At 73.7% G+C, this 14,452-nt stretch carries 11 protein-coding genes; 4 read left to right on the top strand and 7 right to left on the bottom strand.

The features are described from left to right. Positions 1–163 precede the first annotated feature (163 nt). The 7 genes from LPA42_RS16730 to LPA42_RS16700 form a co-directional block, all read right to left on the bottom strand. On the bottom strand, positions 164–1,735 hold the full coding sequence (locus LPA42_RS16730; RefSeq protein WP_228986669.1) for a S1C family serine protease: 1,572 nt from the start codon (positions 1,733–1,735) through the stop codon (positions 164–166). A 62-nt stretch (positions 1,736–1,797) separates the two neighbouring features. Continuing rightward, positions 1,798–3,360 (bottom strand): HAMP domain-containing sensor histidine kinase, encoded by a 1,563-nt coding sequence (locus LPA42_RS16725; protein ID WP_077938483.1) that lies wholly within the window; start codon positions 3,358–3,360, stop codon positions 1,798–1,800. Further along, on the bottom strand, positions 3,357–4,058 hold the full coding sequence (locus LPA42_RS16720) for a response regulator transcription factor (RefSeq protein WP_043966583.1): 702 nt from the start codon (positions 4,056–4,058) through the stop codon (positions 3,357–3,359). Before LPA42_RS16720 ends, LPA42_RS16725 begins: the two co-directional genes overlap by 4 nt. Before the next feature lie 85 nt (positions 4,059–4,143). Then, positions 4,144–4,767 carry a PadR family transcriptional regulator gene (locus LPA42_RS16715; RefSeq protein ID WP_077938482.1) on the bottom strand — a complete coding sequence of 208 codons (624 nt, stop codon included), beginning with the start codon at positions 4,765–4,767 and terminating at the stop codon, positions 4,144–4,146. Then, positions 4,764–5,594, bottom strand: coding sequence for a DUF4097 family beta strand repeat-containing protein (locus tag LPA42_RS16710; RefSeq protein ID WP_077938481.1), 831 nt, complete (start codon positions 5,592–5,594; stop codon positions 4,764–4,766). The genes LPA42_RS16715 and LPA42_RS16710 overlap by 4 nt, the downstream gene beginning before the upstream one ends. A gap of 103 nt (positions 5,595–5,697) precedes the next feature. Next, on the bottom strand, positions 5,698–6,660 hold the full coding sequence (locus LPA42_RS16705; protein WP_077938480.1) for a 1-acyl-sn-glycerol-3-phosphate acyltransferase: 963 nt from the start codon (positions 6,658–6,660) through the stop codon (positions 5,698–5,700). Beyond that, complete coding sequence (locus tag LPA42_RS16700) at positions 6,657–7,463, bottom strand: GNAT family N-acetyltransferase (protein WP_077938485.1); 807 nt, start codon at positions 7,461–7,463, stop codon at positions 6,657–6,659. The genes LPA42_RS16705 and LPA42_RS16700 overlap by 4 nt, the downstream gene beginning before the upstream one ends. Positions 7,464–7,700: 237 nt before the next feature. On the opposite strand from LPA42_RS16700, the gene LPA42_RS16695 reads away from it, so the two are divergent. From LPA42_RS16695 to LPA42_RS16680, 4 genes are all read left to right on the top strand, one after another. Further along, positions 7,701–8,357 (top strand): hypothetical protein, encoded by a 657-nt coding sequence (locus LPA42_RS16695; protein WP_077938479.1) that lies wholly within the window; start codon positions 7,701–7,703, stop codon positions 8,355–8,357. A gap of 199 nt (positions 8,358–8,556) precedes the next feature. Beyond that, positions 8,557–9,498 carry an ATP-binding cassette domain-containing protein gene (locus tag LPA42_RS16690; protein WP_043965934.1) on the top strand — a complete coding sequence of 314 codons (942 nt, stop codon included), beginning with the start codon at positions 8,557–8,559 and terminating at the stop codon, positions 9,496–9,498. Further along, positions 9,495–10,319 carry an ABC transporter permease gene (locus LPA42_RS16685; protein WP_077938478.1) on the top strand — a complete coding sequence of 275 codons (825 nt, stop codon included), beginning with the start codon at positions 9,495–9,497 and terminating at the stop codon, positions 10,317–10,319. The genes LPA42_RS16690 and LPA42_RS16685 overlap by 4 nt, the downstream gene beginning before the upstream one ends. Before the next feature lie 267 nt (positions 10,320–10,586). Next, a complete protein-coding gene (locus LPA42_RS16680; RefSeq protein WP_077938477.1) occupies positions 10,587–14,351 on the top strand; it encodes a multifunctional oxoglutarate decarboxylase/oxoglutarate dehydrogenase thiamine pyrophosphate-binding subunit/dihydrolipoyllysine-residue succinyltransferase subunit in 3,765 nt (1,254 codons plus the stop codon). Positions 14,352–14,452: the final 101 nt, after the last annotated feature.

Raw genomic sequence — 14,452 nt, 5'->3', positions numbered from 1 at the left:
GGCCGGACGGCCGGGGGGTGAGCGCGGCTCACCCGGTCCGGGTGAACGGCATCCGCCCGCGACGGCTCCGGGGGCCGGGAAGGGGGAAGGGCGGCGGGTGACGAAGCCAACCCCCTTGGCTCCGCCACCCACCGCCCTTCGGGAGGAGGTAGGTCTGCTGTCGTTACGACGTTTCGGTGAGCGTCACGGTTCCCGTCGCCGCCGATCCGTTTCGCTGGTACTGCACCTCGACCCGGTCGCCGACCTTGCGGGCCTGGACCGCGCCCACCAGGTCGTCGGAGTCGTTGATCACGGTGTCCCCGAACTTGGTGATCACGTCGCCCCGCTGGATGCCGGCCTTCTCGGCGGCGCTGCCGGGGGTGACGGACGCGACCACCGCGCCGCCGTTCTCGGCCGGGCTCACGCTCACCCCGAGCGAGGGGTGGCTGACCTTCTCGCCGCGCTGGAGCTTGCCGGCCACGTCCTTGGCCTTGTTGCTCGGGATGGCGAAGCCGACGCCGATGTTGCCGGTGCTCTGCCCGGAGGTGGCGATGGCGGTGTTGATGCCGATCACCTCGCCCCGGGTGTTGACCAGCGCGCCGCCGGAGTTGCCCGGGTTGATCGGGGCGTCGGTCTGGAGCAGCCCGGCGATCGAGCTGACCCCCTGGCGCGGGTCCTGCTGCTGCTGGCTGTCGCCGGCCTGGATGGTGCGGTCCCGGGCGCTGATGATGCCCGAGGTGACCGAGCCCTGCAGGCCGAGCGGGCTGCCCAGGGCGAGCACCTGGTCGCCGACCTGCATCGCGTCGCTGTCGCCGAACGTGGCGGCCTTCAGCCCGCTGACCCCGCTGGCCTTCACCACGGCCAGGTCGGTCTTCGGGTCGGTGCCGACGATCTCGGCGTCGGCGGACTTGCCGTCGGCGAAGACCACCTTGACGGTCTTGCCCGAGGCGGAGGCGACCACGTGGTTGTTGGTCAGCACGTAGCCGTCCTCGGAGAGGATGACCCCGGAGCCCTCGCCGCTGCCGGTGCTGATCGAGACCACGCTGTCCTGCACGGACGCGGCGATCTTCGGCAGGTCGGCGCTGTTGAGCACCGGCGCGGCCGAGTAGGTGCGGGTGATCCCGCCCGAGTTGCCGTCGATGGCGAGCGCGAGCGCGCCGCCGGCCACGCCGGAGCCGAGCATCAGCGCGAACACCGCCACCCCGGCGCCGGCCAGCTTGGCCACGCGGCTCGGCTTCGGGGCCTGTGCCCACGCCGGCACCGGCTGGCCGGGGTGCTGCGGCGGCACCGGGCCGCCCGGGTACGCGGGACCACCGGCGTGCGGGGCGTACCCGGGGGCCGCCGGACCGTGCTGGCCCCCCGCGGCCCAGCCGGAGTGCTGCCCGGCGGAGTGCTGCCCGGCGTGCTGGGGCTGCCAGGGGCTGTTCGGGTACGGCCCGGCCGGCTGCGGCTGCCCCGACACCGGGTACGGCGGCGCGGACGGGGTGGCCGGGGTGGCCGGGGTGGCGTACGGCTGCGGGCCGGAACCCGGGGCGACGGGCCCGGAGACGGGGGCGGCGGGGGTGTGCTGCCCGGCGGCCGGCGCGGCGGGGCCGGGGTAGGTGGGGTGGGCGGTCGGCGCGGCCGGAGCGGCGGGCTCGACGGCCGGGGAGTCGGACTGCCCGGTCTCGACGCGGGACAGCTCGGCGGTGGGGTGCGACGGCTCGGCGTCGGAGGGCGCCGGTCGCCGCTGCGGGTCGGTCTCGTACTCGGTCATGTATCCACCTTCTCCCATGCCACTGCGACCAGCCTGGAACCCGCCTGGAAGTTCCCTGAAAGTCACTCGCCCGGGTCGTCCCCGCTGTCGGGAAGCAGGGGCACCCGGACCCGGAAGGTCGCTCCCCCGCCCGGTGTCTCGCCGACCTCGACGGTGCCGTGGTGCGCGGCGACCAGCGCCGCCACGATGGCCAGCCCCAGCCCGGTGCTGGTCATCCCGCCGGCCCGCCGGGTGCGGGCGGCGTCGGCCCGGTAGAACCGCTCGAACACCCGCTCGGCCTGCTCCGGGGAGAGCCCGGGGCCGGTGTCGGCCACCTCCATCACCGCCAGGTTCCCCGCCTCGGTACGCAGCCGCAGGGTCACCGAGGCGTCCGGCGGGGTGTGGGTGAGCGCGTTCGTCATCAGGTTGCCGATCACCTGCCGCAGCCGGGCGTCGTCGCCGAGCACCACCAGCGGCCCGGAGCCCGGCTCGATCTCCAGCTCGATGCGCCGGTCCGGGGCCACCACCCGGGCGGCCTGCACGGCGTCGCCGGCCAGCAGCGGCAGCTCCACCGGGCCGAGCGCGAGGGGCCGCTCCCGGTCCAGCCGGGCGAGCAGCAGCAGGTCCTCCACCAGCAGCCCCATCCGGGCGGCCTCGTCCTCGATGCGGCGCAGCAGGCCGGCGGTCTCCTCCGGGGCCCGCGCCGCGCCCTGCCGGTACAGCTCGGCGAAGCCCCGGATGGTGGTCAGCGGGGTACGCAGCTCGTGCGAGGCGTCCGCGACGAACTGCCGCATCCGCTCCTCCGAGCGGCGGGCCCGCGCCTCGGACGCCTGCGCGGCGGCGGCCGCGTCCCGCGCGCCGGCCTCGGCCGACCGGGCGGCGATCTCGGAGGCGGCGCGGGCGGTGAAGGCGGCCTCGATCTGGGCCAGCATCGTGTTCAGCGCCCGGGACAGCCGCCCCAGCTCGGAGGTCGGGCAGGGCTCGCCGTCCTCCGGGTCGGGCACCCGCCGGGTCAGGTCGCCGCCGGCGATGGCGGCGGCGGTGCGCTCGATCTCCACCAGCGGCTTGAGGCTGGTCCGCACGATCGCCGCGCCGATCGACGCCAGGAGGATCAGCACCGCCCCGCCGACCAGGAGGTCTATCCAGACCAGCCGCTTGACCGCCAGGTCGACGTCGGTGAGGTTCTGCGCGATGGCCACCATCTGCCCGGTCGGCAGCTCGGTGTAGAGGATCCGCCAGCGCATCGCGCTGTCCCGGGCCGGCACCGTCCGGGGGCCCTTGTCGGCCAGGGCCGCGAAGCCCTCCGCCGTGTTCGGCCAGGCCGGCAGGTCGTCGACCCGGAACCGGAACTCGTCGTACTCGTAGCCACGGACCCGGCCGGTGTTCACGTCCATGGCGACCAGCAGGTAGTCGGTGGGCACGACGGGACTGCCGTTGGGCGAGGTCTTCACGTACGTCTCGAGGTTGTTGACCGAGGCCCGCAGCTCGACGTCGACCTGGGCGACCAGGTAGTTGCGCAGGAAATAGGTGGTCAGGGAGCTGATCACCAGCAGGGCCGCGGCGACCAGCGTCAGCACCGCCGCCACCAGCTTCACCCGCAGCGGTACGCTCCGCAGCCGCCCCTTCGCCAGCGCGACGGCGTTCACGCCGCCGGCTTGCGCAGCACGTATCCCACTCCGCGCAGGGTGTGGATCAGCCGGGGCTGGGTGTTGTCGACCTTGCGCCGCAGGTAGGAAATGTAGGACTCGACGATGTTGTCGTCGCCCCGGAAGTCGTAGTTCCAGACGTGGTCGAGGATCTGCGCCTTGGACAGCACCCGGTTGGCGTTGAGCATCAGGTAGCGCAGCAGCTTGAACTCGGTGGGCGATAGCTGCACACGCTGCCCGGCCCGGTGCACCTCGTGGGTCTCCTCGTCCAGCTCCAGGTCGGCGAAGGTGAGGCGGGACGGCGTCTGGTCGCCGCTGGCCGTGCGGCGCAGCACGGCGCGGATGCGGGCCGTGAGCTCCTCCAGGCTGAACGGCTTGGTGACGTAGTCGTCGCCGCCCAGGGTCAACCCGCGGATCTTGTCGTCGGTCGCGTCCCGGGCCGTCAGGAAGACCACCGGGGTGCGGGTGCCGCCCTCGCGGAGCATCCGGATGACCTCGAAGCCGTCGAGGTCGGGGAGCATCACGTCGAGGACCACCAGGTCGGGGCGGTGGTCCTTCGCGGCGTGCAGCGCGGCGCTCCCGCTGGTCGCGGTGGCCACGTCGAAGCCGGCGAAGCGGAGGCTCGCGGAGAGCAGTTCGAGGATGTTGGGATCGTCCTCGACGACGAGCAGTCGCGCCTCGGTCTGGGTAGCGGCCATGCCGACCATCATCCGTGACCTCGCTGCGTCGGCGCTGGGCGGTTGCTGGAAACTCCCTGAGAACTCGGAGCGGCTCGTCGCCCGCCTAGCGGAGCAGCCGGCGCAGCCCGTCCAGGGCGCCGTCGAGGACCCGGATCGCCGCGCGGAGCTGGACGTCGTCGAGCCGACCGGCCCGCGTCAACGCGTCGACCTCGACGGTGAACGTGGCCAACCGGTCGTCCAGCTCGGCCAGCAGCGGCGAGGATCCGGTGGGGGCGGCGGACCGCGCCGGGCCCGGGGGCGGCGCGGCCTCCCACGGGGTACGCCGGGACTGCCGCGTCCGCCGGGTCGCCTCGCGCAGCTCCCGCTTGAGGTCGCGCACCGAGCCGCGTACCTCGGAACGGATCTCGCCGGCCAGGGCGGACAGGTCCGCCACCGAGGAGCTGATGTCGGACTCCAGGGTGGCCAGCTCGCCGGCCCGCTGGCGCAGCTCGGCCCGGCCCGCCTCGGTGATCTCGTAGACCTTGCGGCCACCGGCGGCGGTGTGGGTCACCCGTCCCTCGGCCTCCAGCCGCTGGAGCCGGGGGTAGATCGTGCCGGCGCTCGGCGCGTACAGGCCGAGGAAGCGGTCCTCCAGCAGACGGATCAGCTCGTAGCCGTGCTTGGGGCCGTCGTCGAGGAGCTTGAGCAGGTAGAGCCGGAGCCGCCCGTGGCTGAACACGGCGGTCACGGCAGCTCCTCGGCGTCGTCGTCGACCGGACGGGCGAGCAGCGCGATGCTGCCGGAGGTCGCGGACGCCCAGAGCCTACCCGCGCCGGTGCCGAGGACCCCCGCGCTGTCCCGTACGCCGCTGAGGCCACCCCCGCCGCGCACCTGGGGAAACCCGCTGGTGATCCGGCCGGCGGTGGTGTGCAGGCGGACGGCGAGGTCGCTGTCCTCGCGGACCCGGACGGTGATCGCGCCGGAGATCGTGCTCAGCTGAATCTCGCCGCCGCGCAGATTGTCCAGGTCACAGGTGATCTCGCCGGAGACGGTGTGCGCGCGCACCGTGCCGGCGGTGCTGTCGGCGAGGACCACCTCCCCGGAGACGGTCTCCAGGCTCAGGTCCCCGGCCACCCCCAGGGCCTCCACCGGCCCGGAGACGATCTTCGCGGCGGTGCGACCCCGCACGCCCATCAGGGTGATCTGGCCCGACGTGACGTCGGCGCGCGTCTCCCGGCGCAGGCCCGAGGCGACCAGCGGGCCGTCGACCAGCCGGAGGTCGGCCAGCACGTCGGCGGGTACGGCGATCGAGACGTCGGCCCGGAAGCGGCGACCGAGCCGGCCGAGCCACCAGCGCAGCCCGGGCGTCCTCGGGTGGCGTTCGTGCCGGACGGTCAGCACCCCGTCGCGCTGCTCGACGATCACGGGTCGGCTGCTGACCCGGGTGACGTCCACCCGGGCCGGGCCGTCCGCGGCGACGACGTTGAGCCGCCCGGTCACCAGCCGGACGTGCAGGGCGGTGACCGGCTCGTCGAGGGTGAGCCGCTGCGGGCGGTCGACGGTCCACCTGGGCATGCATCCTCCCGCCGGCAGGCGCGCCCCGGCGGCGCGCTCCTTCCGGGGGAAGGCTAACGCGATACATCGCGACTGAACAAGACTGTCGCGTGTCGGAGGGACGTCAGGCCGCCAGGCCGACCTCCGGGGCGGCGGCCCGGGGCGACACGGGCGCGAGCGGCAGCCTCGGGACGGCGGCCCGGGGCGGGACGGCCGGAGCGGCGGCCCGGGGCGGCACGAGGTGGACCGCCGACTCGGCGGCCCGGGCGAGCCGCCGTCGGTCCGCGTCCCGCCCCGGGTGCAGCGCGGCGGTGGCCGTCACCGTCACCGTGAGCCCCCGGGCCCCGAGGACCCGCCAGACCGACCGCCCGAGGCTCTCCGCGCCGAGGAAGGCGCCGACGGTCGTCGGCCCGCCGGCCCGAGCGGAGGAAAGGCCAGGCGCGGGAGCGGCGGCGGCGAGGTGGTAGCCGATCCGGACCGGGACGACCGGCGCGCCCGCGTCGACCGCCGCCTGGAACACGGCAGGACGGAACCCGCCGCCCGGCCGGCAGTCCAGGGCCGCGCCGCACCACGTCGTACCCTCGGGAAAGACCGCGACCGGGTGACCGGCGCGCAGCACGGCGGCGACCCGGCGCACGGCGGCGGGCAGCGCCCGGGGGCGCGCCCGGTCCACGAAGAGGGTGCCCCCCGCGACGGCCAGCGGCCCGACCAGCGGCCAGCGGCGCACCTCGCGCTTGGCCAGGACCCGGGCCGGCGCCACGGCCAGCAACGCGAGCACGTCCAGCCACGAGGCGTGGTTGGCCACCACGAGCGACGGCCGCCGGGGCAGCCGACCCCGGGCCACCAGCCGCACGCCGAACGCCCGGGTCGCGCCCCGGGCCCAGCCACGCAGCGCGGCCCGCCGCTCCCGGGCCGGCAGCACCGGCAGCAGCCCGGCCAGCAACGCGCCGGCCGCCAGCATCAGGAGCACGGCGGCCAGCCGCCCGAGCCGGCGGGCGACCGGGACGGCGGAGGTCTCCCCCGGGCCGGGCAGGCAGCCCGCGTCGCAGCCGGAGACCGGTCGCCAGAGGTCGTGGCGGGCGGTCACCGCTCGCCCCCGTCCCCGAGGAAGTGCCGCAGGTAGCGGGGGCTCATCCGGTCCAGCGAGAAGATCACGTAGAAGTCGGCGACCCGGAAGTCCGGGTCGTACGCCGGCTCGCCGGCCACCCAGGCGCCCAGGCGCAGGTACCCGCGCAGCAGCGGCGGCAGCGCGACCCGCCCGCCCGGGCGCGGGTCGCCGGGGGCGGTGGCGTGCGGGGCGGTGGCGTGCGGGGCGGTGGCTCGCGGCTCGGCCAGCCAGGGGCGCAGCGGCCGGACCCGCAGCGGCGGCGGGGCCAGGTGCCGGGCCCGGACATGCTCCCAGACGCCGGCGGCGAGCAGCCCGCCGTCGTCGACCGGGACGGAGGCGCAGCCGCCCAGCCAGCGCGACCCGCGCAGGTGCAGGTAGCGGGTGATGCCGGTCCACATCAGGTTGATCACCGCGCCGGAGCGGTGGTCGGGGTGGACGCAGGACCGGCCGGCCTCCACCAGGACGTCCCGCAGCGGATCGAGCGGGGCGAGGTCGAACTCGGCCTCCGCGTACCGGCGCGGGGTCCGTCCGGGCGGCAGCAGCCGGTACGTCCCGACCACCGCGCCGGTGCGCTCCTCGCGGACGATCAGGTGGTCGCAGTAGGGGTCGAGGTCGTCGGCGTCCAGGCCGACCGGGCCGGGGCGCAGGGTGGCCCCGAGCTCGGTGGCGAACACCTCGTGGCGCAGGCGCTGCGCGGCCGCGACCTGGCGGGGGTCGTCGGCGATCGACACGGTGTATCCGCTGGTCGTCAGGGGAACGCCAGCGACGGGCAGAACAGCCATGAGCTCTGTGTAGGTGCCCCGGATGCCGCGAGCGGGGACGACCGGTGTCGATCCGGTGAACGCCACCGGGCGGACTGCCCCAGCCGGGTCGGCGGCCCGCCCCGCGCACCCGCGCGCGTCGCTCGCCGGGCCGCCACCCGGCGGGGTGAGAAGGGGACCCCTCTATACCTCAGGCGTTAACAAGGGGCCCTTCCTTGCATCAAACCGGGCGTGCGAGGCTGCGCGGAGGAGGTGCGCGTGATCATCCCCGCGAGATACAACGGGCCGCCCGGGTCGGGCAACGGCGGCTGGTGCGCCGGCGTCTTCGCCGCCGCGTCCGGGCTCGGCGGCGCCGTCGAGGTGACGTTGCGGCAGCCGCCGCCGCTGGAGACCCCGCTGGCCCTCGGCGGCGGCGAGGTGCACGACCCGGACGGCCGGCTGATCGCCCAGGTGCGCGGCGTCGACGAGGCGCCGGAGGCGGTGCCCCCGGTGGACCTCGACACGGCACGGGCCGCCTCGGCGGCGTACCCGGGTCTGGTGGACCACCCGTTCCCCGGCTGCTTCGTCTGCGGGCCCGGCCGGGCCGACGGGCTGCGGATCTTCCCCGGTCGTCTGCCCGACGGGCGGACCGCCGCCCCGTTCACCGCACCGGCCGAGGTGGGCGCGGCTACGGTATGGGCGGCGCTGGACTGCCCCGGCGGCTGGGCGGTGATCGGCCCGGGCCGGCCGTACGTGCTGGGCCGGATGACCGCCGTGCTGGACGGGCTGCCGGCGCCGGGTGACGAGTGCGTGGTGACGGGCGTGGCCGACGGCGTGTGGGGGCGCAAGGCGGTGGTCCGGACCAGCCTCTACGCCCCGGACGGCCGGCTGCTGGGCCGGGCCCTGGCCGCTTGGATCGCCCTGTCGGAGGCGTGACCGGCGGGTCGAGGGGCGGGACCCCGGGCGGGACGATCTCGTCCCTGGGGAGGACCGGCTCCTGCCTGAGGTGGAGGCGGAGGTAGGTGTCGCGCCTGATTGACCTGGTTGCGCGGCCTTGCCAGGCTGTGCCACGGCGCGTCCGCAACAGCGCCGCACACCTCGGCGCGCTCCGCGCGCCGTGCACGGGAGGAGAAAGATGTCTGACGGGCAGCGAAGCCCCACAACCGGCAGCGGTCAGATCGTGGTGTCCGGCCTGACGAAGCAGTACAAGAACGTCCGGGCGGTCGACAATCTGTCGTTCACGGTCGAACCGGGGCGGGTCACCGGCTTCCTCGGCCCGAACGGCGCCGGTAAGACCACCACGCTGCGCATGCTGCTGAACCTGGTCACCCCGACGGGCGGCACGGCGACCATCGGCGGCCAGCGGTACGCGGACCTGACCGACCCGCTGCGCCACGTCGGCGCGGTGCTGGAGGCGTCCAGCGCGCACAAGGGCCGCACCGGGATCAACCACCTGCGGGTGATCTGCGCGGCGGCCGGCCTGCCGAAGTCGCGCGCCGACGAGGCGCTCGCCCTGGTCGGGCTCACCCCGGCGGCGAAGCGCAAGTTCAAGGGCTACTCGCTGGGCATGAAGCAGCGCCTCGGCATCGCCGCCGCGATGCTCGGCGACCCCCGGGTGCTGATCCTCGACGAGCCGGCGAACGGGCTCGACCCCGAGGGCATCCGGTGGATGCGCGGCTTCCTCAAGGGGCTGGCCCACGAGGGCCGCACGGTGCTGGTCTCCAGCCACCTGCTGTCGGAGATGCAGCTGCTCGCCGACGACGTCGTGATCATCGCGGCCGGCAAGCTGGTCCGGCAGGGGCCGGTCGAGCAGGTGCTCGGCTCGATGGCGCAGGGCGGCGGCCGGGTGCGGGTGCGCACCCCGCAGGCCGACGAGCTGGTCGCGGCGCTGCGCGCGCAGTCGGCGACGGTGGAGACCGGCGAGCACGGCGTGCTGCTGGTCACCGGGGCGGACGCCCCGGCGATCGGCAAGGCCGCGCTGGCCGCCGGTGTGGAGCTGCACGAACTGACCCCGGAGCGGCCCGACCTGGAACGGGTCTTCCTGGAGCTGACGGCCGGAAAGGCGGGCATCCGATGAACCTCGTCCGATCCGAGCTGCTCAAGATCCGCACCACCAACACGTGGTGGATCTTCGGCCTCATCTCGCTGCCGCTGTGGGCCCTCACCGCGCTGATCAACTGGCTGCAGACCGACGCGCTGGCCAGCGGCAACTTCGGCGACGTGCCGGCCGAGCAGGCCGACCAGGTGACGGCCGCGCAGTCCGTGGACAGCCTCGCGGCCAACATCTACACCAACGGGCAGTTCTTCGGGCTGCTCATCGTGATGCTGCTCGGCATCATCGTGGTGACCAGCGAGTTCTTCCACCAGACGGTGACCACCACGTTCCTCACCGTGCCGCACCGCACGGCGGTGATGACCGCGAAGCTGGTGGCGGCGGCCGTGCTGGCGATGCTGTTCTGGCTGGTCACCACCGGGCTCAACCTGGTGCTCGGCGTGCTGGTGCTCAACAGCGTCGACCTCGGCTCCCAGCTCGGCAACGGCGCGGTCTGGACGGCGACGGCGCTCAACGCGCTGGCGTACCTGCTCTGGTCGGTGCTGGGCGTCGGCATCGGCGTGCTGATCCGCAGCCAGATCGGCGCGACGGTCACCGGCATCCTGCTCTACCTGGGCGGCTCGATCGGCGCGGCCATCGCGATCAGCATCCTGGCCGCCCGCTGGGGCGAGTGGATCAACAACCTCCAGGTGCTGGTGCCCTCGCTGGCCTCGTCGTTGATGGTCAGCGGCACCCAGATCCCGGGCAACCCGCCGCGCTGGGCGGGCGCGGCGGTGCTGATCGGGTACGCCGTGGTGACCGGCGTGATCGGCACCCTCACCATGCGGCGGCGGGACATCTCCTGACCCCTCGCGGAGTCGGCGACCGGCCCCGGAGCGTGATCACGGATCGCGCCCGGGGCCGGCACGGTTCCGGGCCGGAGTCAACGGGACACGCGGCGCTGACCGAACTTGTGTCATCTTCTGTGAAACCGACCACGCGCCCGAGCCGGAAATGCCTAGCGTATTCGTACGGCGTAGCCTGGGAGCCGTCCCCCGTCCGCCCCTCGCAATCGGGGCGTCGGAGGACACCGCGTGACACACAAACCCGCGTGAAAGAGGCGATTACCGGCCGTGTCGACCCAGCAGACTTCGCAGGAGAACCCACTGGCGGGTTTCGGCCCTAACGAGTGGCTCGTCGAGGAGATGTACCAGCGCTACCTCGCCGACCCGAGCAGCGTCGATTCGGCCTGGCACGACTTCTTCGCCGACTACCGCCCCGCGCCGGGCGCCGCCACGGCGCGCCCGGACGGCCAGGCGGCCAAGGCCGCCAAGGCCGCGCCGGAGCCGGCCGGGCAGCAGGAGGCCGCCGCCACCGTCGCCCAGCCGGCGACGAAGGCGGAGCCGGCCCCCGCGAAGGCCCCCGCGCCGAAGGCGGCCGCGTCCGCGGCGCAGCCCGCGGCGAAGCCCGCCACGAAGCCGGCGCCAGCCAAGGCCGCGAAGGCCGAGCCGGCCGCGAAGGCGGCGGCGAAGCCGACGGTGTCCGGCCCGCAGACCACCCCGCTGCGCGGCGTCGCCGCGAAGATCGTCCAGAACATGGACGCCTCGCTGAGCGTGCCGACCGCGACGAGCGTGCGCGCCGTCCCGGCCAAGCTGCTGGTGGACAACCGCATCGTGATCAACAACCACCTCGCCCGGGGGCGCGGCGGCAAGGTCAGCTTCACCCACCTGATCGGGTACGCGATGGTCCGGGCGCTCGTCGAGCACCCGGAGATGAACAACTCCTTCGCCGAGGTCGACGGCAAGCCGGCGATGGTCCGCCCCGAGCACGTCAACCTGGGCATCGCGATCGACCTGGCCAAGCCCGACGGCAGCCGCAACCTGGTGGTGCCGTCCATCAAGGGCTGCGAGACGATGGACTTCCGGCAGTTCTGGCAGGCGTACGAGGACGTGGTCCGGCGTGCCCGCCGCAACGAGCTGACCATGGAGGACTACTCGGGCACCACGATCTCGCTGACCAACCCGGGCGGCATCGGCACGGTGCACTCGATCCCGCGCCTGATGACGGGGCAGAGCGCCATCATCGGCGTCGGCGCGATGGAGTACCCGGCGCCCTACCAGGGGATGAGCGAGGCCACCCTCGCCGAGCTGGCCGTCAGCAAGATCATCACGCTGACCAGCACGTACGACCACCGGATCATCCAGGGCGCGCAGTCCGGCGAGTTCCTCAAGGTCATGCACGAGCTGCTGCTCGGCGAGCACGGCTTCTACGACCAGATCTTCACCTCGCTGCGCATCCCGTACGAGCCGGTGCGCTGGATGCAGGACGTGGCCGTCAACTCCGAGGGCCAGATCAACAAGACCGCGCGGGTGCACGAGCTGATCCACGCGTACCGGGTGCGCGGCCACCTGATGGCCGACACCGACCCGCTGGAATTCAAGATCCGCAAGCACCCGGACCTGGACGTCCTCCAGCACGGGCTGACCCTGTGGGACCTGGACCGCGTCTTCCCGGTCAACGGCTTCGCCGGCAAGCAGCGGATGAAGCTGCGCGACATCCTCGGCGTGCTGCGCGACTCCTACTGCCGGCGGGTCGGCGTGGAGTACATGCACATCCAGGACCCGGAGGAGCGGCGCTGGATCCAGGAGCGGATCGAGCGCAAGTACGAGAAGCCCTCCTCCGACGAGCAGAAGCACGTGCTCAACCGGCTCAACGCCGCCGAGGCGTTCGAGACCTTCCTCCAGACGAAGTACGTCGGCCAGAAGCGCTTCTCGCTGGAGGGCGGCGAGTCGCTGATCCCGCTGCTCGGCGAGGTGCTGGAGTCCTCCGCCGAGGCGGGGCTCGACGAGGTCGTCATCGGCATGGCCCACCGGGGCCGGCTCAACGTGCTGGCCAACATCGTCGGCAAGCCGTACGAGAAGATCTTCTCGGAGTTCGAGGGGCACCTCGACCCGCGCTCGACGCAGGGCTCGGGCGACGTGAAATACCACCTCGGCCAGAACGGCAAGTTCACCACCCCCGACGGCGAGCACGCCGTCAAGGTGTCGGTGGTGGCCAACCCGTCGCACCTGGAGGCCGTCGACCCGGTGCTGGAGGGCATCGTCCGGGCCAAGCAGGACCGGATCGACCTCAAGCTGGAGGGCTACACGGTGCTGCCGCTGGCGGTGCACGGTGACGCCGCCTTCGCCGGCCAGGGCGTGGTCGCCGAGACGCTCAACCTGTCGCAGCTGCGCGGCTACCGCACCGGCGGCACGGTGCACGTGGTGGTCAACAACCAGGTGGGCTTCACCACCGCCCCCGAGCACTCCCGGTCCAGCCTCTACAGCACCGACGTGGCCCGGATGATCGAGGCCCCGATCCTGCACGTCAACGGCGACGACCCCGAGGCCGTGGTCCGGGTCGCCCGGCTGGCGTTCGAGTACCGGCAGGCGTTCAACAAGGACGTCGTGATCGACATGGTCTGCTACCGCCGGCGCGGGCACAACGAGGGCGACGACCCGTCGATGTCCAACCCGCAGATGTACAAGATCATCGACTCGAAGCGGTCGGTCCGCAAGCTCTACACCGAGGAGCTGATCGGCCGGGGCGACATCACCGTGGAGGACGCGGAGGAGCTGCTGCGCGACTACCAGGCGCAGCTGGAGCGGGTCTTCAAGGCCACCCGCGACGCCGCCTCCGCGCCGAAGCAGGCAACCCGGCCGCGCCGCGAGGAGGAGCCGGAGCCGCAGGTGGCGACCGCCACCACGGCCGAGGTCGTCAAGGCCGTCGGCGAGGCGCACACCCACCTGCCGGAGGGCTTCACCCCGCACAAGCGGATCCAGCAGTTGCTCGACCGGCGGGCGAAGATGTCCGTCGAGGGCAACATCGACTGGGGGTACGGCGAGATCATCGCGTTCGGCGCGCTGCTGCACGACGGGGTCACCGTCCGGCTCGCCGGGCAGGACTCCCGCCGGGGCACGTTCGTGCAGCGGCACGCCTCGGTGGTGGACGCCCGCACCGGCGACGACTACCTGCCGCTGAAGTCGCTCACCGCCGACGGCGAGCGGTCCCGGTTCTTCGTGCACGACTCCCTGCTGTCGGAGTACGCGGCGATGGGCTTCGAGTACGGCTACTCGGTGGAGAACGTCAACGCGCTGGTCTGCTGGGAGGCCCAGTTCGGCGACTTCGTCAACGGCGCGCAGTCGGTGATCGACGAGTTCATCTCCTCCGGCGAGGTGAAGTGGGGCCAGCGCTCCGCCGTCACCCTGCTGCTGCCGCACGGCCACGAGGGCCAGGGCCCGGACCACACGTCCGGCCGCCCGGAGCGGTTCCTCCAGCTCTGCGCCGAGGACAACATGCGGGTGGCCATCCCGACCACCCCGGCGAACTACTTCCACCTGCTGCGCCGCCAGGCCCTGTCGCCGAAGCGCAAGCCGCTGGTGGTGTTCACGCCGAAGTCGCTGCTGCGGCACAAGCTCTGCGTGTCGGGCGTGGAGGACTTCACCACGGGCACCTTCGCCCCGGTGCTGGCCGACACCGCCGCCCCGCCCGCCGAGCAGGTGAAGCGGGTGCTGCTCTGCTCGGGCAAGGTCTACTACGACCTGTTCCAGGCTCGCGCCGAGCGCGGCGTCACCGACACCGCGATCGTCCGGATGGAGCAGCTCTACCCGCTGCCCGTCGAGGAGATCCGGGCCGCCCTCGCGCAGTACCCGAACGCCGAGGACTTCGCCTGGGTGCAGGAGGAGCCGGCCAACCAGGGCGCGTGGAGCTTCGTCGCGCTCAACCTGCTGGAGCACCTCAGCGAGGTCCGGCTGCGCCGCATCTCCCGCCCCGCCGCCGCCGCGCCGGCCGTCGGCTCGGCGAAGATGCACGAGGTCGAGCAGAACGCGCTGATCGAGGCGGCACTGCCCCGCCCGTGACCTGACCGCACCGCCGTGCGCCGGGGCAGCGACCGTCACCACGACGGGCGCTCCCCCGCTCGCATCCCTGACCGCACGACCCGGCCCCGGGCCGGCACAAC

Source organism: Micromonospora sp. DH13 (assembly GCF_020873825.1).
Lineage (GTDB): Bacteria > Actinomycetota > Actinomycetes > Mycobacteriales > Micromonosporaceae > Micromonospora > Micromonospora haikouensis.
This window is presented reverse-complemented; position numbering and strand designations above follow the sequence as displayed.